Raw genomic sequence first — 17,955 nt, 5'->3', positions numbered from 1 at the left:
TAGCTCCCCTTTGGCGGTGCGCTCCAGGCGCAGCTCAGGGTTCTGCCGGCAGAGCTGTTCAAAGATTTCATCGGTCAACTCCAGGCTGGGCCGTAAGTTGAGGGAGATCACGGCCTTAGGGATCCCGTTTAGAGGATTTGAGGATGGGCTGGCGCTATTGTAGTCTTTTGGATCCCTCACCCCTAGCCCCTCTCCCACAGCCAGAGGGGAGGAAGTTGACACTCCCACCGCCTAAAGGCGGGGGATTCTTACGCAGTCCACAAAAGAACCCGTAACGGCGTTGTCAAAGCGCCTCTGGACAGTTCCTGAAGGCAAAGCCCCAAGGTTCTGCTGACTTTCTTAATCCGCCGGTTTCCGTAGTTCGGTCAAGCTTTTGCAACCAAAACCCCTGCGGCTTGTGAGTCTTGAGCCTAGCCAGCTCCTTGTTGTACCCCTGGTTAAAGGACTTGACTTTGCGGCCATCAATGATGAAGCTATGTCCTAAGTTGCTAACGCACGTGAGCCAGTTGTTGACTCCGTGGTCAATTGCTAGAGCTTTTCTCGGATCCAGTGATTTGGGCTGGGCAGGCTTGGCATAGACCCACTCCAGCTACAGACTTACAGGTCTGTTGTGCGGCGGAGACATACATTGCGATGAAGTGCTTGTTTTGGGTTCTCACCATCTCAGCGCAAAGCGCACCATAGCTTGCCCATCGCTTCGTTTTGAAATAGACTTGTCTCGCATAGTACAAAGCACAGTTGTACACCTTATTAGACTGTTGACACAAGTACTCTAATAGGGGGACTAGCTCCCTGTTCCTGACTCGAACCTGCTGACAGCCGCACTCCATCATTGTTGGCAAGCGGCATGACAACCGCAGTCTGACATGGGCAAGCGATAATGCGAGAGGAAAGTCAACGGTACAATCACTACAACCATGCTGTGGGGCTAGCGGTTGTTTATCTTATTTTTTGGCCAAAGAGTAAGGAGAGAGGTCTTGGTGGGAGAAGTCAGGAAGAGGTTGTTTGAGCTATGAAACTATATCAACGACCCCCATCATGGGTAAGCGACTAAAGTGGCTAGCGGGCTTTTCCGCCCCGCACTCAAGTGCGGGGCTACCAAGCTATCCTTTTGTGTGCAAAGTCAGCCAAGGAAGGGCTTGTTCAGGCAAAGATCGCCTGTACTCCCAGGTTGACCGCCTCGGATTTCACAAGCCACGGCTTGCTTTCCCCTCTTCTACTGCCCCAGGGACTGCAGCCAGCCGATGAGAGTAGTGCCAGACAAGGCTTCAAACAGGATCAGGGCAACAAAACCGATCATCGCCAAACGCCCGTTCAAGCGCTCTGCATAGTCGGTGAAGCCCACCCGCGGAACGGTGTCCACGTACATCTCCGGCTCGATGGCGTAGTTGTTGAGGCGGCCACCTTCTTCGACTACGACGGAGCGATATCTGCTCATAGGATTCTCCTTGCTTTTTCTCTACTAGCGTAGCGCGCTCTACATAGGACTGTAAAGTTTTGTTTACAACTTTGTTCACCCCCGCAACAAGCCGACACTGACTAGGCTAGGAAGAGTTTGTAGGCCGGATTGTGGCTTTCGTCCCAGTAGCGATAGTTCAGGGTATCCAGAAAGCGCTGCCAGGCGGGCATTTCCGAGGTGGGCACTTGCATGCCGATGAGGACGCGACCGTAGTCGGCGCCGTTGTTGCGGTAGTGAAAGAGGCTGATGTTCCAGTTGGGGCTCATGCAAGACAAGAACTGCATCAGGGCCCCGGGCCGCTCCGGGAACTCGAAGCGGTAGAGCAGCTCGTTCTCGGCCAGGGGGGAGCGCCCCCCCACCATGTGGCGTAGATGCAGCTTGGCCAGCTCGTCGTCGGTGAGATCCAAGGTCTTAAAGCCAGCCCGCTCCAGATCCAGGGCCGCTGCCTGGGCATCGGCCCGATCCCGCACCTGTAGGCCGACAAAGATGTGAGCTTCGTGGGTATCGGCAATGCGGTAGTTGAACTCGGTGAGGTTGCGCTGGCCGATGTGGGCGCAGAACCGACGCAGGCTGCCCCGCTCTTCGGGGATGGTGACGGCGAAAATGGCCTCCCGCTGTTCGCCGATCTCGGCTCGCTCGGCCACAAAGCGCAGGCGGTCGAAGTTCATATTGGCCCCGCTGGCCACCGCCACCAGGGTCTGTCCCTGGATGCCGGTGCGGCTGACGTAGGCTTTGAGGCCGGCAATGGCCAAGGCGCCGGCGGGCTCCAAAATAGAGCGGGTATCTTCAAAGACATCCTTGATGGCGGCACAGGTGTCGTCGGTGCTCACCAAGAGGATCTCGTCCACGTACTGCTGACAGAGGCGGAAGGTTTCTTCCCCCACCTCTCGCACCGCCACCCCATCAGCAAACAGGCCTACCTGAGAGAGGCGCACCCTTCGGCCAGCTCGTAGGGAGCGGTACATGGCGTCGGCGTCCAGCGGTTCTACCCCAATGATTTTGATCTCCGGGCGCAGGCGCTTGACGTAGGCGGCGATGCCCGAGATCAGGCCGCCCCCGCCGACGGCGACGAAGATGGCGTGGATGGGCTGTTGAGACTGGCGCAGGATCTCCATGCCGATGGTGCCCTGGCCAGCGATCACCAGGGGATCGTCGAACGGATGGATGAAGGTCAAACCTTTCTCGGCTTCCAGTTGCCGCGCGTGAGCATAGGCATCGTCAAAGGTGTCGCCGTGCAAGACCACCTGGGCCCCCCGCGCCCGCACCGCGTCTATCTTCACCTGGGGGGTGGTGACGGGCATCACGATGACCGCGTGGGTGCCCAGCCGCTGCGCTGCCAGGGCTACCCCTTGGGCGTGGTTGCCCGCAGAGGCCGCGATCACCCCTTGCGCCAGTTGCTCCGGAGGCAGGTGGGCCATCTTGTTGTAGGCCCCCCGCAGCTTAAAGGAGAAAACCGGCTGCAGATCTTCCCGCTTGAGCCAGACCTGGTTGTTCAGGCGGCGGGAGAGGTTAAAAGCCGGCTCCAGGGGGGTTTCTTGGGCGACGTCGTAAACGCGAGCCGTGAGGATCTGAACAAGATAGTCACAATACATCGGGATGTATCGACGTCGATAGGGTTGAAAAATGTCGAAAAACGTTGCTCCCGGTGGTGCGGGCTGCTCAAACGGGCAATGGATATTATCCCAGGGATCCAACCCTTCTCAAACGAGGGGGGCTTGGGGATAATAGCAGGGGCAATGGGAGAAAAAGCGATGTCGGCGCAGGAAAAGTTGAAGGCGCTGCTGGAGGGCCAGCCGGTGGCCAGCTTGGCGGTGCTGGATCACGGATCCCCGGCGGTATCGTTGGTGCCCTTCGTGGTGCAGTGGGATCCCTTGCGCTTTGCCATTGTCATCAGCGACCTTTCTTCCCACACCCAGGCTTTGCGGGCGGATCCGCGAGCCAGCCTGCTCATCCACGAGCCGCCCACGCCGGGGGATCCCCGCAGCAACCACGCTTTGCCGCGGGTGATGGTGAGCGGAAAAGCCCAGTTCCTCAGCCGCAAGGAAGCGCAAGCCCAGGGGTTCGAGGCTCTTTATCGCGCCAAGTACGAGATTGCCGAGATGATCCTGGGCCTAGCGGACTTCCACTTCTGCCAGATCACCCCCACCGGCGGCAGCTTCATTCAGGGGTTTGGCCAGGCCTTCCGGCTGAGCGGCCCCAACCTGGATCAACTGGAGCACCTCGGTCGCTCTTAGGCGGGAGAACCCAGACCTTCCTCCTCGCGGGAGTTGCTAGGGGATCCCGAGCTCAGGTTTTCGGGTGGGATCCCGGATCCAAGCCAGCAGCAGCGGGTTGACCAGCTCCGGGGCCTCGTCTTGGGGGCAGTGGCCAACTCCCGGCAGGGGGATGAACCCCACCACGCAGGGGAACTCGGCCAAGGCCCGCCCCAAAGCAATGGGCTCCCAGGGATCCACCTCTCCCCAGAGGATGAGGACGGGGCAGGTGACCTGGGGCAGGAGATCCTCGGCCAAGGGCCCCTGGGAGTAGCGCACAAAGGCCAAGAACACCTCTGCCGCTCCCGGATCGAGGGCCGGTCGCAGCAAAAGCTGCACCAGGTCTTCCGTAACCGCTTCCTTGCGCCCATACGCTTGGAGGAGGATGTTGCGAATGGCCCAGGGCTGGGCTATCTGGGCAAAGAAAAACCGGCCGAAGGGGGGCCACCCCAGCAAGGACTGGATGAGGGGGGTGGTTCGGCGGCGCAGCCAAGAGATCTGGCGACGCTTGCGCTCGTGCAACAGCCGCAGTGAGGGATCCAACATCGCCACCCCCAAGGCCTGGCCTGGCTCGAAAACAGCCGCCTGCAAGGCCACAATGCAACCAATGGAGTTGCCCACCAGATAAGCTGGCTCCCCCACCACCTCCCGCCCAAAATCGGCCACCTGGGCGCCCCAGGTTTCAAAGGTGTAGGGGAAAGGGGATCCCGGCAAGGGCTTGGCGGATCCCCCAAATCCCAGGAGGTCAAGGGCGTACACGCGGCAGTGCCGCCCCAGCTCCGGCAAATTTTTCCGCCAGTGGTCGCTGCTGGCCCCAAAACCGTGGATAAGCACCACCGCCGGGCCGGCGGATCCCGCCTGTTGGTAGCGGATGGACTGGCCCTGCCAGAACCAGCGCCCCTCGCGGGGGGCCAAGACGCTTGTAGAAGGCTGTTCAGAGAGCATGGAATCCCTATCTCACCCCGAAGGATAGCGCTCTTTTTTGTTGGCACAATCTGGATTGGGAAGCAAGTTCTCTCCCTAGGCCCGTGGCAATGTCGTTGGTAACCTACTCCCTTTTGGGCGTCAACCTGCACCTTACCCTGCCGGAAACCCATCTGCAGAGCTATACCGCCTGGATTGAAGCCCGCATCAGCCAGGGCCTGGGTGCTCAGGTAGTCACCTGCAATCCGGAGATGATCATGCAGGCGCAGCGGGATCCGGCCTTTGCCCAAGTGCTGCAGGAGGCTGAGCTGGTGATCCCAGATGGGGCGGGGGTGGTGTGGGCTTTGCGGCGGCAGGGGATCCGTGTCCAGCGGGTGCCGGGGATCGAGCTGGCCGAAGCTTTGATCTCGCGGGCAGCAGAACGGGGGTGGCGCTTGGCCTTGGTGGGAGGAAGGCCGGCAGTCAACCGGGCAGCGGTTCAGCAGTGGCAAGCTCACTTTCCCTCTCTGTCCATTTGGGGCCATCACGGCTACTTCTCTGGCGCCGAAGAGGAAAAACTTCTGCAAGCTCTCCAGAAAATCCAACCCCAACTGGTGTGGGTGGGGCTGGGATCCCCGCGCCAGGAGCTGTGGATCCAGAGATGGCGCAGCCTCTTGCCCCAGGCCATCTGGATGGGGGTGGGGGGCAGCTTCGACATTTGGGCCGGCCAAAAACGGCGAGCCCCCCGCTGGTGGCGTGACCATCACCTGGAATGGTTGTATCGTCTCTATCAGGAACCTTGGCGCTGGCGACGCATGTTGGCTTTGCCCAGGTTTGCCTGGCGGGTGCTGTGGGATCGCTGATACATTTACGCTGAACACTGCTGAACATCACTGTTCAACTATGCAGCGATAGCATTCTGCTTGTTTCCATTCGCGTTAGCGGGACGGAGTCCAAACAGAATGGCGGTATCCCGCAAAGCTTTGAGTAGAATACCCAAAGCGCAGTTTCCGTGTCGTCTTACTACCAATTTTCTGCTTTGCTTTGGCTACCATGTTGGCAGACTCGAAAGTAAACAGAAAGATCAACTGGTAGTAATCCGTACTGAACATATTATACATTATTTTCAGTATAGTTGAGCTTATTATTGACTAGAGTCATGCTCCTAGCCTGGCAGCTCCACTCGTTCCCTTCTCTCTAGGCGCTTTACCACGATGCTTGGTCAGCACATCGGCTACGCTCCCCGCCTTCACCCTTGGGCTGGTACAGCCCCAAACCCCTCCCTCCTCGTCCCAACCGACCCAGAAACCACCTTGGGCCTCTACCGCAAGCCCCAGACCGGATCCCTGCCAGCCCTAGGTAGCGCTGAGAGCATGGTGTCGCTGCGGGGGGTGAGCAAGGTCTTTCCCAACGGCAACTGGGTTTTCCGAGATGTGAACTTGGAGGTGCGCCGCGGCGAGTTTGTGTTCGTAACCGGGGTGTCGGGGGCGGGCAAGTCCACCCTGCTACGGCTGCTCTACGGGGCCGAACAGGCCACCGAGGGCACGGTGATAGTGGATGGGGTGTGTCTGTTTTCTTCGGAAGGTCGGCGACGGCCCTACCGCATCCCGCCCCGCCCCCTAGCCATGTTGCGGCGGCGCTTGGGGGTGGTTTTTCAAGACTATCGCCTCTTGGCCAATCGCACCCTGGCGGAAAATGTGGCCTTTGTGCTGCGCGCCCAGGGACTTTCCCCAGCAGAGATTCGCCGCCGCCTGGGGCCGACCTTGAAGATGGTGGGGCTGACCGAGAAGCGGGATTGCTTCCCGGACGAGCTTTCGGGAGGGGAGCAACAGCGCCTCAGCTTGGCCCGCGCCATTGTCAACATGCCCGTCTTGTTGCTGGCCGACGAGCCGACGGGAAATCTGGATCGGGAAAACTCCCTATTGGTGCTCCAAATCCTGGAGCGGCTCAATTCTTTTGGCGTGACGATCCTCATGACTAGCCACGACCCCTATCTGGTGGAGCGGGCGGGTCACCGGGTGGTGCGCCTGGAGGGAGGACATCTGTACGATATGCGCTGAGGGGCTCCCGCCAGAGCGGCGCAGCCCCATCTTCCTCTCCACAACTGCGACGCTAAAGCTTAGAGCGGGCAAACTCTTGGACGGTAGGCAGCATGCACTCTCTCTCCCGATTTCTCAACAAAATCCGCTACCTCCTGCAGGAAACTTTTTTGGGGTTGCGGCGAGGAGGCTGGCTGAACTGGGCTGCTATCAGCACCCTGTTGGTGTTGCTGTTTCTGGTGGGGATCGGCGTGGAGCTGTCTCGGGGGGTGGATGCAACGGTCCAGTCGCTGGGGGGGCAACTGGAGATCTCCGTCTATCTGGAGCCGGAACGCCGGGGGGTGGATTTGCAGCCCCAAGTGGCCCAACTGCCTCATGTGGCGGAGGTGAGGGTGATCACCAAAGAGCAAGCTTGGCGCGACCTTTTGCTGGAGATGGGGATCCAGGATGAGGCGGCCCTGGAGACCCAGTTGGGGGATAACCCTTTGGTGGATGCCCTGCGAGTCAAGGCCGATTCTGCCGAGATCCTAGGTCAAGTGGCCGAGCAGATCCGCCAACTGGAGGGGGTAGACGAGGTGTACTACGGCGACCGCATTGTGGAGCAACTGGCCCAAATCCAGGAGGTGCTACGTCTGGGATCCCTGAGCATCACCGGGGTGTTGGCCCTGACGGCAGTGGCGGTGATCACTACCACCATTCGCCTGGTTGTCATGGCGCGGCGGCGGGAGATTGAGGTGATGCAACTGGTGGGTGCGACGGCGACCTGGATTTACTTGCCCTTTATTTTGCAGGGCTGCCTGTTCGGGGTAGTCAGTGCGCTGGGGGCTTGGGGCTTGGTTCTGGGATCCCAACAGTTACTGCAGGAGGCGCTGGAGCAGTTGATTGCGCTGCCCTTCCTCAAGGTGATGCAGGCCGATCCCGGCCAGGCGGAGTTTTGGTTTCTGCCGCTGCTGTTGCTGGGGATGGGGGTTTTTCTGGGCACCAGCAGCAGCTTGATTGCAGTGCGCAAGTCGGCGGGGCGTTGGTTTTGATCGGGGATCCCTCGCCCTGGGCCGGGCTGACGCCCTTATGAGCTGCGAGAGGTTTGCTAAGATAAAAGGCTACCTGGTAACAAGACGCCGACCATGACCTTGCGTAACCCTCACTTGGGCATCGACAACGACGAGCTGATGCGTCGGGTAGAGGCGTTAATTAACGCTTCCAAAAACCGCTATCGCATCACAGTGCAGGTGGCCAATCGGGCCAAGCGTCGCCGCTACGATGACCCCAACGATGTGGAAGAGGGCTGGATGAAGCCCATTCGCCGCGCCATCATCGAAATGTCCGATGAGCTGACCGAGCCGGAAATCATCGGCGACGAGTAGCCGCCTGGCCCCCTTGGAGCTGCGATGGCCAGCTAGGGAGGAAGTTGGCCGGCTCGCTCCTCAGAAATGGGATCGGGGTTGCTCAGCCGTGACTCCATTGGGTGCAAAAGGCGGTGGGTTTCTTCCGGGCTGAGGCCCTGGATGCGCATCTCCAGTGGGCTGCGGAACCAGAGGGCTTGTTGCGGAAACGGGATCTGGATCCCGGCTTGGTCGAAGGCATGCTTGAGGCGACGGCGGTATTCCCGCGTCACCCGCCACTGCTGCAGCGGTTGCACCTTGATCCAGATGCGCAATGTAATCCCCCGCTCCCCCAGGTCATCGACGCCGTGCATCTCGGGGGGCTCGCGGATCTTGTCCCGCCAGGCCGGCTCCCGATACATCTGTAGAGCCACCTGCTCGGTAATGCGGATGGCCTGTTCCAGGTCGTTTTCGTAGGCGATCACGATCCCCAGATCCACCCGCGACCAGCCGTTGGAGAGGTTCTCCACCACCCGAATGGCGCTGTTGGGAATGGAGCGGGCCCGCTGCGACACCGGCGGCAGGCTGCCGGGATCCCCCTGTGGCGCGGCGACCAAGAACAGCCGCCGCCCATCCAGTGTCACGGCCTCCGTTTGGATGGAAGCGGTGGGCAGGCTGAGCGCTTGCCGCAGCTCTTCCAGAGCATCCAAGCGGCTGAGCAAAGGCACGTTGGAGGCGGTGCCGTGGTTTTGAGAAGTTTCCTGCCCCCAGGCAGGCTCGATGGCCGGAGATAGGGCGAGGGACGCGCCGAAAAGGAGCGGCCACAGCAGGGATCCCATTTTCCCCGACTTATCTACCGGTCGCAGCTGGCGCAACATGAATCGTTTGCGTCCGCGGTGTGGAGTACTTGAACAACCTCACTCCAAAAAGAAAAAAGCAATGCCGAGAATGGCATAGGTGGCCAAGAGCAACAGCCCCTCCAGCCAGTTGGAGCGACCGTCGCTGCTGACGGAGTTGACCAGCAACACCGAGACGGCAATGGCCACCAGCTCCACTGTGCCGAAGTTAAAGTTCATCGGCTGGCCCAGCACGTTCCCGGCCAGCACCAACAGAGGCGCCACGAACAGGGCAATTTGCATCGTCGAGCCCAGAGATACTGAGAAGGAGAGATCCATCTTGTCTTTCATGGCCACCGTGATTGCCGTCGCATGTTCGGCCGCATTGCCGATGATCGGCAGCAAAATCACCCCCATGAACAGCGAGGTAATGTGCAAGTGCTCCAGAGTATGCTCCAGGGTGCTCACCAACAGTTCCGACTCCAGCGCCACCAACACCGTCAACCCCAAGAGGGCCAACAGCCAAAACCCCAAACCGGCCCGCTCGGGCGGGGCCGTCAACACTTGGGGAATGGATCCCTCTGCCTGCAAAACCGGATTGGGGGCGAGACGGGCAGCGGCTTCATGTTCTGCCGCCTCTGCCTCGTGAATGGTGTAAAGGTAGCTGTGGGTTTTGAGGGAAAACAGCAAGGTAAGGCCATAAACCCCGATCAGCACCAAAGCCACCGCTGTAGAGAGCTCTTGGATGGAGAGCGCGCCCAAGTTGGCGTCGGCATAGGTGACCACGCTGGGCAAGATCAGGGCCACCACCGCCAGGTTCATTACCGAGGCGTTCATACGCGCCACTTCGGGCCGAAAGCTCTGCTCGCGAAACTTAATGCCGCCCAAAAACATGGCCAGCCCGGCCACCAGCAGCAGGTTGCTGATGATCGAGCCGGTGATGGAGGCTTTCACCACCTCCACCAGTCCCGCCTGCAGCGCCACCAGGCCAATGATTAGCTCGGTGGCGTTGCCAAAGGTGGCGTTGATCAGTCCCCCGATCGTCGGCCCGGTCAAGGCAGCGATCTCCTCGGTGGCTTGACCCATAAACTTCGCCAAGGCCACCACCGCCAAGGCCGCACAAAGGAAGACCAGATTGGGATCCCAGCCCTGCAAGTGGCCTGTCCACGAGAGGGGAACCCCCAGCAGCAGCAGGAACATCAAGCCGTTCAGCGCTCTCTGCCAGCCTGCTGCAGGGCGAACTGAGGAAACCAGAGAATTTGCATCGGCCAGAGTCATAGTTCCGGGGAATAGAGGCTGATAGATAGTTTCAGAAGTGTGGCGGCGGCAGCAGCGGCCTTCCAAAGCAGTCTAGCTGCTGCCAGGGAGGCTTGAGTAGGTACTGCCATTAGAGGGAGATGACTCGATGGCGCTGCAGCAGGCGGAGGAGCTCGGCTCCCAGTTGATCCACCAGGTGCTGCGGATCGCCGATTTTCAAAAAGCTGCTGCCTTCCACCTCAAAGGGAAAGGATCCCTCGATGCCGTGGCGGGGCAGTTGCACCAGCAGCAGTTGCTCGGGGCGCTTCGATTGCAGGGCATAGCCCAGCTCCAGACAGACCTGTGGGCTGGGCAGAGGCCGCCCCCGGCCATTGACCTGCACAGGGGTGACATCGGCCACCACCAGCAACGCCTGCTTGAGCTTGCGAATCAGCGCTGCGTCGATGAGGGGTGTCTCTGGGGATCCCTGCAGTTGTAGCGGAAGAACCGGCTGATGATGGCGGTTAATGGCCTCCACCACCGTCTGCAACGCCTGGTGCAGCGTGGCGCTGGAGTCGGGGTAATCTGATTGGCCACAGAAGTAGATGGCCGGCTCCGTGATGCTTAGGGCAGCCCGCTTATTGAAGTAGATCTCGCGGCTGATTAAATCGAGGTTGGAGATGCTGTAGGCGCCGCTGCCCTCGATGTAAAACTCCACCAGCTCCCCTTCCAAGTAGCGCTGCCACCAGACAGAGGCCTTCACCTGCTCCACATCGTCGAGGAAATCGGCTCGCATCGCCGTTTTCAGGAGGCCGGTACGGCTTAGGCGCAAGTCAGGGGCTCGCTGTTGCACTTGGGAGGCAGACAACACCGAATCCAAATACCAGGCTCTCAAGACAATGATCGCCATCGGATCCCTCTGCGCTTAGCCTCAAAGGTACCTGATTTTGGCCGGCTATCCAAGTCAGCCTAGGCGCAGGGCCAGATCCAGCAGCCGGTGAGCCAGGGTCGATTTGGTGGCCAACGGGAGCAGTTCCGGGTTGCCCTGCCGCGGGATCCAGTAGCCTTGGTTGTGGCTGCTGCCAAAGCCGCTCTCCGGCTGGTCGATGGGGTTGGCCACAATGGCGTCCAGCCCTTTCTGCTGCAGCTTCTCCTTGGCCGGGGGGAGAGGATCCCCGCTCTGGGCAGCAAAGCCGATAAGAAGCTGGCCGGGACGTCGGTGACGGGCTAGGGCTGCCACCAAATCGGGGACAGGCTCCAAGGGCAGCAGCAGGGGCAGCTCGGCCTTGGCCAGCTTGCCCGCATAGGTCTGCGTGGGCCGCACATCCCCCACTGCCGTTGCCATCCAGAGCACGTCCACCTGGGGAAACTCCGCCCGCAAAACCTGCTCCAGTTGGGCTGCTGTCTCCACCGGGATGGCCCGAATGGCGAAGGGTGCTGGATCAAAGGGGATCCCCAGCGGCCCATGCACCAGCGTGACTTCGGCCCCCCGACAGGCGGCGGCCACCGCCAGCGCCACCCCCATCCGCCCACTGGCCGGGTTGCCGATAAAGCGCACCGCGTCGATGGGCTCGCGGGTGCCTCCTGCCGTCACCAACACCCGCTTCCCTTGCCAGTCTTTTTGCCCCCCTGTCCAGAGCAGAGCCCGCACATACTCCTGCAGCGCCTCTGGCTCCAGCAGGCGCCCTTCCCCCACCGCATCGCAGGCCAGGCGGCCCCTGGCCGTGGGCAAGGCCCAGAAGCGGGGATCCCGTTGCAGCCGCTGCCAATTCTCGGCCACTGCTTCAGCCTTCCACATGTGGGTATTCATGGCCGGCGCCAAGGCCACCGGACAGTGGGAGGCCAAAACCACGTTGGTGAGCAAATTGTCCGCCAGCCCCTGGGCCAGCTTGCCCAAGGTGTTGGCCGAAAGCGGCGCAATCAGGAGAGCCTCGGCCCATTCCCCCAGCTCGATGTGCAGCGGCCGTCCCCGCGCAGCTTGCCAGAACTCGGCATCTGTAAAAGCCGGCTGACGGGACACAGTGGCAAACGTCAGCGGGGAGATAAACTGTTGTGCAGCTTGCGTCAAAACCACCCTCACCTCTGCCCCCTGCTGGGCCAGAGCAGACACCAAAACCGCAGTTTTGTAGGCAGCAATTCCCCCGCTCACCCCAACCAGCAGACGCCGCCCCGACCAAAAGGGATCCATATCAGCGAATACTCAAACAGCCCTGTTTCCAGTTTCCCTGCCTTTGCCAGCAACACAACAGGAATCCCTCGCCCAAAGTGCTAGGGCTCAGGCCGCCGATCCCGCCGAGAACAGCACTTGCGAGCCTAGGGCTTGCCTGGGGAGAACCCCTCTTTCGCAAGTCCGACCTCGACTCTACAGGTTCTGTCCCGCAGGGGGAATTCGCTACTGCTGTTTTGCGCACTCGCCTCTTCAGATCCCATTCCGCTTGCCGAACTTGTCTCCTCTAATAAGAAAGAGTTGAAGGCAACTTATTGCAATCGCTATTTGTTTTTGGCTACACTAACTGTTGTCCTTGAGCCATCTTGATATGACTACGACCGGTAAACCAAAACCACTCACTGGCCAAGAGCTCCTCGACAAGGTAACTTCGATGGGAAATGCGGATCGCAAGGAAAAAGCTCGCGCCTGTGGCTACGTCACCTATACCAAGAATGGTCAGGAGCGAGTGAATCTGATGCAGTTCAACAATGCCTTGCTGAAGGCAGTCGGTGTGGATCTCGATGCTAGTGATGAGAACGGTTCCCGCGGTCGGGCTCCGACTTACCGGGTTTCGGTTCACAAGAATGGCAACCTCCTCATCGGAGCTGCCTACACCAAGAAGATGGGCCTCAAGCCGGGGGATCAGTTCGAGATCAAGTTGGGCCACCACAACATCAAGCTAGAGCGCATCGACTGATTTCCTGTCGCCTGCCTTGTCGAGGTTCTCTCTGCTGATAACAGCGTTTCAGCTTGGGTAAAGCCCTCGATGGTTAGGGAAGAGCGAGATGCTTCTTTCCCTCCATCGTCACCCTGTTTTTAGGCGGACAAGGGATCCTCGTATTCGTTGAGGATCCCTATCTGTCTGTATCATCTGTATCAATAGGTATCAATTGATGGCTGAAGCGCAGAGGGCTTCGTTATTCTGACAAAAGTTAAAGTTCATGAGGGCGGCGGCAATGTACACTCCAACTGCACAGAACCTGGCCCGTCGGTGGCGACGCTGGCGAATTTGGGTGGGGCTGGTGGTGTTGGCAGTGGTGTTCTGGGCCGTTCAGCCTCATCTGCAGGTTGAGTCGCAATCGAATGCGCCGCTGCAGTGGGTCTCCTCTCAGCCAGCCCCCGAGCAGCAGGATGTTTTTGTGGACGGGGTTCTACGGCTGCAATTCGATCGGCCGCTGGATCCCAATCTACAACGGCTGGCGGTTCAGTTGGAGCCGCCGGCAGCGGTCATTTTCGACGTGCAGGGAGACGAGTTGTTGCTTAAACCTCGGGATCCCTTGCGCTTTAGCACCGACTACACCCTCACGATCGCGCCGCAGGAGGGGCTGCCGCTGGAGCAGACCATCCAACTGCGCTTTCGCACCGAGCCGCAGTTTACCTACGAGCGGGACATCAAGCCGTTGCTGGAGGCCAGTTGTGTCGGCTGCCACCAGCCGGCAGGGCGACAGCGCACCCAGTTGCTGGACAGCTACGAAGCGGTTCTGGCCTACGTCAAGCCAGGGGATCCCAACAGCGAGTTGATCGATCCCCGCTGGACGCGCCGCCACGCCACCATCCTCAACGCCAACAACCCCAACCGCCCTCAGGCCCGCGGCGGATCCCCGGAGATCGCCTACCTCCAGGCCCGCGGGCTGCCCCTCTCTCGTCTGGGCTTTTGGACGCCGGAGGAGGTGGAGATCGTCCGCACTTGGATCGTCCAAGATGGGGCCCCCCGCAGCAGCGCCCGCGCTCAGGCGGGCAACTAGTCTCACCGCCATGACCGCTCCCCAACCGCTAGCCACCGTCATCCAGGGATCCCTGAGTCGGGGCTTGGAAGCTCGCCTCAACCCCGGTGTCTCGGTAGAAGACCTGCGGGTGGGCAAGTTTGTGGTGATCCAGGGGGAGCGCCACCGCTTCTTCGGCCTGCTCACCGACGTTACCTTAGCAACCAGCAACCCGCAGATCTTGGTCAATCCCCCCCGCCCGGAAGAGACCCTGCTGCAGGAGGTGCTGGCGGGTACCGGCACCTACGGGGTTATCGCCCTCACGCCCATGCTGATGCTGGTGCCGCGGCAGACGGAAGCAGAGAGGCTGTATCCCCTCATCGATCCCAAGCGGCCAGACGACTGCGGCTCAGCCCCTCCTGCTGCCGAGGCGATGGAGCTGTTGCCGGTGAAAACGGTGCCGGCCCACTTTTCCCAGGTGTACGAGGCGCGGGAGCTGGACTTTCGCACCGTCTTCGGCTGGGAAGACGACCCCACTCGGCGCAACTTCGCCATCGGCCAACCCTTGGACATGGCGGTGCCCATTTGTCTGGATCTGGATCGCTGGGTGGAGCGCAGCAACGGCATCTTCGGCAAGTCCGGTACCGGCAAATCCTTTTTGGCCCGCCTGATCCTGGCGGGCATCATCCGCAAACGGGCGGCGGTAAACCTGGTTTTTGATATGCACTCTGAGTATGGCTGGGAGGCGGCCAGCGAGGATAGGCAGGCCACCACCGTCAAGGGGCTGCGGCAGCTCTTCCCCGGCCAGGTGCAAATCTATACCTTGGATCCCGATTCCACGCGGCGGCGAGGGGTGCGGGATGCCCGCGAGCTGTTTATTGCCTACAACCAGATCGAGGTGGAGGATCTGGCGCTGTTGGCAGAGGAGCTCAACCTCTCCGAGGCCAGTCTGGAAAACGCCATTATCCTGCGCAACGAGTTTGGCCGCGACTGGATCAGCCGTCTTTTGAGCCTTTCCAACGCCGAGATTCAGGAGTTTTGCGAGCAAAAAATGGGCAACAAGGCCTCGATCCTGGCCCTGCAGCGCAAGCTCACCCGTCTCGACGACCTCAAGTACATCCGCAACAGCCTGCCCCACAACTACATCGGCGAGATCCTGGAGGCCCTCAGCCGCGGCATTCACGTGGTCATCGAGTTCGGATCCCAGTCCAACCTGCTCTCCTACATGTTGGCGGCCAACGTCATCACCCGCCGCATTCACCAGGCCTATGTGCAGCAGACGGAGCGGTACTTGCAGTCCAAAAATCCCCTCGACCGGCCCCGGCAACTGTGCATCACCATCGAGGAAGCGCACCGCTTTCTGGATCCGCGGGCGGCCAAGCAGACCATTTTCGGCACCATCGCCCGCGAGATGCGCAAGTACTTTGTGACGCTGCTGGTGGTGGATCAGCGCCCTTCCAGTCTCGACCGCGAGGTGATGTCGCAGTTGGGCACCCGCATCACGGCCCTTCTCAACGATGACCAAGATATCGAGGCTGTGTTCACGGGTGTAGCCGGCAGCCAGAACTTGAAAACGGTGCTGGCCAAGCTGGATTCCAAACAGCAGGCCCTGGTTCTCGGCCATGCCGTGCCCATGCCGGTGGTGGTGCAAACCCGCTCCTACGACCAGAGGTTCTACGCCGAGATCGCCGACCCCGACTGGTCGCAGGCCGAAGATGCGGAGGTGCTTTGGGCAGCTCAGAAGGCCAAGGAGGAACTGGGGCTGTAGGGAGGGCTGCCCCACAGCCCGGTCATCAGGCGCAGCAAAAAGCGCCGCAGCGGCGGAAAGCGTATCATCCCTATCAAAACCAAGCGCCGCAAGACCACCAGGGGCCAGTAGGAGTTGGAGAAAGTGCGGGTGAGGAGATCCGTAAAGAGCAACACCACCCAGTTTTCCCAGCGGCGACGGCGACCGTAGCGCCGCAGGACTTGGACCTCTCCCAAATCCTCCTGTCGTCTCCAGGCGTCCAGCAACACTTGGGCCAAGGCAGCGGCATCGCGGATGCCGAGGTTCAGCCCTTGGCCAGCTACGGGATGACAGTGGTGAGCGGCGTCCCCCACCAAAGCCAGGCGGTGCTGATAGTAGCGGCGGCTCTGGCGCAGGCGGGCCGGGAAGACTTGGGGCGGGTTCAGCAAGGTAAGGTAGCCGCCCTGGTCGCCGTAGTAGCGCTGCATCTCGGCCAAGAAGTCGGCCTGGGAAAGGGCCAGCGTGGCCTTGGCCTGCTCGTGGGGCAGGATCCAGACCACCTGGCAGCGGTTGCCGGGCAGGGGCAGGATGGCGAAGGGGCCGGCAGGCCAAAAGCGCTCGTAGGCGACGTTTTGGTGGTCTTGGGCAGGGGCCACCAGGGCGGTGATACACGACTGCCAGTAGTCCCAGCCGTCGCTCGGGATCCCTGCCCGCTGGCGCACTTGGGAGCGCAGGCCATCGGCGGCTACCACCAGGGAGGCGGCCAGCCGGCGGCGGCCTTGGGTCGTTTCCAGCTCTACCTCAGCCGCAGCCTCCCCGTAGGTTACGCTCTCCACCCTGGCTTCGTAGTGGCAGGTGATCTGGGGATCGGCAGCCACCCGCTCCTGGAGCACCTGCTGCAGCCGAGCATGTTCGCCGCAGTAGAAAACTGCCGTTTCCCCCACATCCTCCGGCCTAAACGTCACCCGCTGGGGAGCGTCGGCGTCGGTCAGAATCACCTGGGCAAAGGGTGTGATGTGGGGAGCCAGCGCCTCCCACACCCCGATGGCCCGAAAGATGCGGATCGACAACGGCGAAAGGGCATAGGCCAAGGGGCGCTGCCTGACTGCCTCAGCCGACTGGGCCTCAATGAGGGCCAAGCGCAGGCCGGATCCCTGCAGGGCACAAGCTAGGGTCAAGCCCGCAATGCCGCCGCCGACGATGATCACGTCGTAAACGGCTGCCAAGGTAGTCGGAGTGGGAGCAAGGGTTGTCATTTCTAGTGCTGAGTGCTGTGGGCAACTACTTCTGGGCGGGCGGAGTTTGCCGGCGTGGCGGCCCGCACCGCTCGGAACATGCCAAAGCGGCAGAGGCCAGTGCCGAAGGCCAGGCGCATGAGCAAGAAAGTGGGCACCTCCCGCAGCGACTTGATCAAGCCCACCAAGCCAAACTTCAGCAACCCTTCGGGACGGACAACCCCCTGCCAGATGGAATCCAGCCAAGAAGGAAGAGTTTCTTGCGTCCAGTCGGCAGTTTGCACCTGTCCTTCCACCAGGCCCGTGGCTTGCAACTGTTCGGCAAACCCCTCGATGCTGGAAAAGGCGGGGTGCGACCACTGATCCAACAACTGCCGCATCACCAGCCGCTCCCAGAAGTTGAGGGGCTTTTGACGGTCGTCGCGCTGGTTCCAGTCCGCCACCACCAAGATGCCGCCTGGCTTGAGCACCCGCAGCATCTCGCTGGCGTAGCGAGCCTTGTCCGGCATGTGGGGCCCCGCCTCGATGGACCAGACCACATCAAAGCTGGCGTCGGGGAAGGGCAGGTTGAGGGCGTCGGCCACCTGAAACCGGACGGGCAGATCGGGGGGGGTGAGCTCCTGGGCCCGCTGCACCTGCTGCGGGCTGATGGTGATGCCGGTCACCACAAAGCCATAGTCGCGGGCCAAGATGCGACAACTACCGCCAATGCCGCAGCCCACATCCAACACCGTCGTCCCCGGCGGCAGCCGATCCAGCCCGCCCCAGCGCACCATCTCGTGGACAAAGTCGTGCTTGGCCTGGATGAAGTTCTTCCGCCGCGGCGGGGATCCGTAGTGGCCCAGGTGAATATGCTCGCCCCAGTAGAACTCCAGGATCCCGTCTCGCGTCCATTCGTCGTAGGCGCGGGCTACCGATTCAGGAGAGCGGTACTTGCGGGCGGTCAACAGGTAGGCTCCCAATCCTATAGCTAGGAGCAGGACTAGGCCCCAAAAAACCCAGAGTGTTGGATTCATTAGAACTACCTTGAGATGG

At 61.0% G+C, this 17,955-nt stretch carries 18 protein-coding genes and 3 pseudogenes; 9 read left to right on the top strand and 12 right to left on the bottom strand.

The window, feature by feature from the left end:
- Positions 1 to 123 (bottom strand): annotated as a pseudogene (locus SYN63AY4M2_RS14135) (Uma2 family endonuclease); the annotation flags it as partial.
- Positions 124 to 283: 160 nt separating this feature from the next.
- Positions 284 to 526 carry a transposase gene (locus SYN63AY4M2_RS06520; RefSeq protein ID WP_240527388.1) on the bottom strand — a complete coding sequence of 81 codons (243 nt, stop codon included), beginning with the start codon at positions 524 to 526 and terminating at the stop codon, positions 284 to 286.
- A 354-nt stretch (positions 527 to 880) separates the two neighbouring features.
- Here SYN63AY4M2_RS06520 and SYN63AY4M2_RS06515 point away from each other — a divergent pair.
- Positions 881 to 1,013, top strand: a pseudogene (locus SYN63AY4M2_RS06515) (IS200/IS605 family transposase); the annotation flags it as partial.
- A gap of 203 nt (positions 1,014 to 1,216) precedes the next feature.
- On the opposite strand, the gene SYN63AY4M2_RS06510 reads toward SYN63AY4M2_RS06515, so the two are convergent.
- The gene (locus SYN63AY4M2_RS06510; protein ID WP_011429062.1) at positions 1,217 to 1,438 is read right to left on the bottom strand and encodes a high light inducible protein; all 222 of its coding nucleotides are present in this window, start codon (positions 1,436 to 1,438) and stop codon (positions 1,217 to 1,219) included.
- A gap of 101 nt (positions 1,439 to 1,539) precedes the next feature.
- On the bottom strand, positions 1,540 to 3,051 hold the full coding sequence (gene ilvA, locus SYN63AY4M2_RS06505; protein WP_011429063.1) for a threonine ammonia-lyase, biosynthetic: 1,512 nt from the start codon (positions 3,049 to 3,051) through the stop codon (positions 1,540 to 1,542).
- A gap of 159 nt (positions 3,052 to 3,210) precedes the next feature.
- Between ilvA and SYN63AY4M2_RS06500 the strand changes: the two genes are divergently transcribed.
- Entirely contained in the window at positions 3,211 to 3,693 is a 483-nt protein-coding gene (locus SYN63AY4M2_RS06500; RefSeq protein WP_011429064.1) for a pyridoxamine 5'-phosphate oxidase family protein, read from the top strand.
- 36 nt (positions 3,694 to 3,729) lie between these two features.
- On the opposite strand, the gene SYN63AY4M2_RS06495 is transcribed toward SYN63AY4M2_RS06500, so the two are convergent.
- The gene (locus SYN63AY4M2_RS06495; RefSeq protein WP_049749697.1) at positions 3,730 to 4,656 is read right to left on the bottom strand and encodes an alpha/beta fold hydrolase; all 927 of its coding nucleotides are present in this window, start codon (positions 4,654 to 4,656) and stop codon (positions 3,730 to 3,732) included.
- Between the two features lie 89 nt (positions 4,657 to 4,745).
- Here SYN63AY4M2_RS06495 and SYN63AY4M2_RS06490 point away from each other — a divergent pair, with 89 nt between their 5' ends.
- The gene (locus SYN63AY4M2_RS06490) at positions 4,746 to 5,477 is read left to right on the top strand and encodes a WecB/TagA/CpsF family glycosyltransferase (RefSeq protein WP_011429066.1); all 732 of its coding nucleotides are present in this window, start codon (positions 4,746 to 4,748) and stop codon (positions 5,475 to 5,477) included.
- 38 nt (positions 5,478 to 5,515) lie between these two features.
- Here the strand turns inward: SYN63AY4M2_RS06490 and SYN63AY4M2_RS14450 are convergent.
- Positions 5,516 to 5,723: pseudogene (locus SYN63AY4M2_RS14450) on the bottom strand (hypothetical protein); the annotation flags it as partial.
- 105 nt (positions 5,724 to 5,828) lie between these two features.
- On the opposite strand from SYN63AY4M2_RS14450, the gene SYN63AY4M2_RS06480 reads away from it, so the two are divergent.
- The 3 genes from SYN63AY4M2_RS06480 to SYN63AY4M2_RS06470 all read left to right on the top strand — a co-directional run bounded on the left by SYN63AY4M2_RS06480 (position 5,829) and on the right by SYN63AY4M2_RS06470 (position 8,017).
- Positions 5,829 to 6,674, top strand: coding sequence for an ATP-binding cassette domain-containing protein (locus SYN63AY4M2_RS06480; protein ID WP_240527761.1), 846 nt, complete (start codon positions 5,829 to 5,831; stop codon positions 6,672 to 6,674).
- A gap of 92 nt (positions 6,675 to 6,766) precedes the next feature.
- Complete coding sequence (locus SYN63AY4M2_RS06475) at positions 6,767 to 7,684, top strand: permease-like cell division protein FtsX (RefSeq protein WP_011429074.1); 918 nt, start codon at positions 6,767 to 6,769, stop codon at positions 7,682 to 7,684.
- Positions 7,685 to 7,777: 93 nt separating this feature from the next.
- Positions 7,778 to 8,017, top strand: coding sequence for a DNA-directed RNA polymerase subunit omega (locus SYN63AY4M2_RS06470; RefSeq protein ID WP_011429075.1), 240 nt, complete (start codon positions 7,778 to 7,780; stop codon positions 8,015 to 8,017).
- A 32-nt stretch (positions 8,018 to 8,049) separates the two neighbouring features.
- Here SYN63AY4M2_RS06470 and SYN63AY4M2_RS06465 read toward each other — a convergent pair whose 3' ends face one another.
- From SYN63AY4M2_RS06465 to coaBC, 4 genes are all read right to left on the bottom strand, one after another.
- Positions 8,050 to 8,853 carry a mechanosensitive ion channel family protein gene (locus tag SYN63AY4M2_RS06465; RefSeq protein ID WP_099812601.1) on the bottom strand — a complete coding sequence of 268 codons (804 nt, stop codon included), beginning with the start codon at positions 8,851 to 8,853 and terminating at the stop codon, positions 8,050 to 8,052.
- A 39-nt stretch (positions 8,854 to 8,892) separates the two neighbouring features.
- Entirely contained in the window at positions 8,893 to 10,011 is a 1,119-nt protein-coding gene (cax, locus tag SYN63AY4M2_RS06460; protein WP_011429079.1) for a calcium/proton exchanger, read from the bottom strand.
- A gap of 187 nt (positions 10,012 to 10,198) precedes the next feature.
- Positions 10,199 to 10,957 (bottom strand): hypothetical protein, encoded by a 759-nt coding sequence (locus tag SYN63AY4M2_RS06455; RefSeq protein ID WP_011429080.1) that lies wholly within the window; start codon positions 10,955 to 10,957, stop codon positions 10,199 to 10,201.
- A gap of 54 nt (positions 10,958 to 11,011) precedes the next feature.
- The gene (gene coaBC / locus SYN63AY4M2_RS06450; protein WP_011429081.1) at positions 11,012 to 12,235 is read right to left on the bottom strand and encodes a bifunctional phosphopantothenoylcysteine decarboxylase/phosphopantothenate--cysteine ligase CoaBC; all 1,224 of its coding nucleotides are present in this window, start codon (positions 12,233 to 12,235) and stop codon (positions 11,012 to 11,014) included.
- 412 nt (positions 12,236 to 12,647) lie between these two features.
- Here coaBC and SYN63AY4M2_RS06445 point away from each other — a divergent pair, with 412 nt between their 5' ends.
- From SYN63AY4M2_RS06445 to SYN63AY4M2_RS06435, 3 genes are all read left to right on the top strand, one after another.
- Entirely contained in the window at positions 12,648 to 12,953 is a 306-nt protein-coding gene (locus SYN63AY4M2_RS06445; protein WP_346426048.1) for an AbrB family transcriptional regulator, read from the top strand.
- Positions 12,954 to 13,212: 259 nt separating this feature from the next.
- Positions 13,213 to 14,001 carry an Ig-like domain-containing protein gene (locus tag SYN63AY4M2_RS06440; RefSeq protein ID WP_011429083.1) on the top strand — a complete coding sequence of 263 codons (789 nt, stop codon included), beginning with the start codon at positions 13,213 to 13,215 and terminating at the stop codon, positions 13,999 to 14,001.
- A 10-nt stretch (positions 14,002 to 14,011) separates the two neighbouring features.
- Positions 14,012 to 15,727 (top strand): ATP-binding protein, encoded by a 1,716-nt coding sequence (locus SYN63AY4M2_RS06435; RefSeq protein WP_099812598.1) that lies wholly within the window; start codon positions 14,012 to 14,014, stop codon positions 15,725 to 15,727.
- On the opposite strand, the gene SYN63AY4M2_RS06430 is transcribed toward SYN63AY4M2_RS06435, so the two are convergent.
- Both SYN63AY4M2_RS06430 and SYN63AY4M2_RS06425 read right to left on the bottom strand, forming a co-directional pair.
- Complete coding sequence (locus SYN63AY4M2_RS06430) at positions 15,697 to 16,941, bottom strand: FAD-dependent hydroxylase (RefSeq protein ID WP_011429085.1); 1,245 nt, start codon at positions 16,939 to 16,941, stop codon at positions 15,697 to 15,699. The two genes, SYN63AY4M2_RS06435 and SYN63AY4M2_RS06430, sit on opposite strands and share 31 nt — an antisense overlap.
- A gap of 2 nt (positions 16,942 to 16,943) precedes the next feature.
- Positions 16,944 to 17,936, bottom strand: a complete 993-nt coding sequence (locus tag SYN63AY4M2_RS06425) for a methyltransferase domain-containing protein (protein WP_011429086.1) — start codon at positions 17,934 to 17,936, stop codon at positions 16,944 to 16,946.
- Between the last annotated feature and the right edge of the window lie 19 nt (positions 17,937 to 17,955).

The organism is Synechococcus sp. 63AY4M2, from assembly GCF_002760475.1.
Classification (GTDB): domain Bacteria; phylum Cyanobacteriota; class Cyanobacteriia; order Thermostichales; family Thermostichaceae; genus Thermostichus.
Note: the sequence above shows the minus strand (reverse complement) of the source record. Positions and strands in the feature narration are given on the sequence as shown.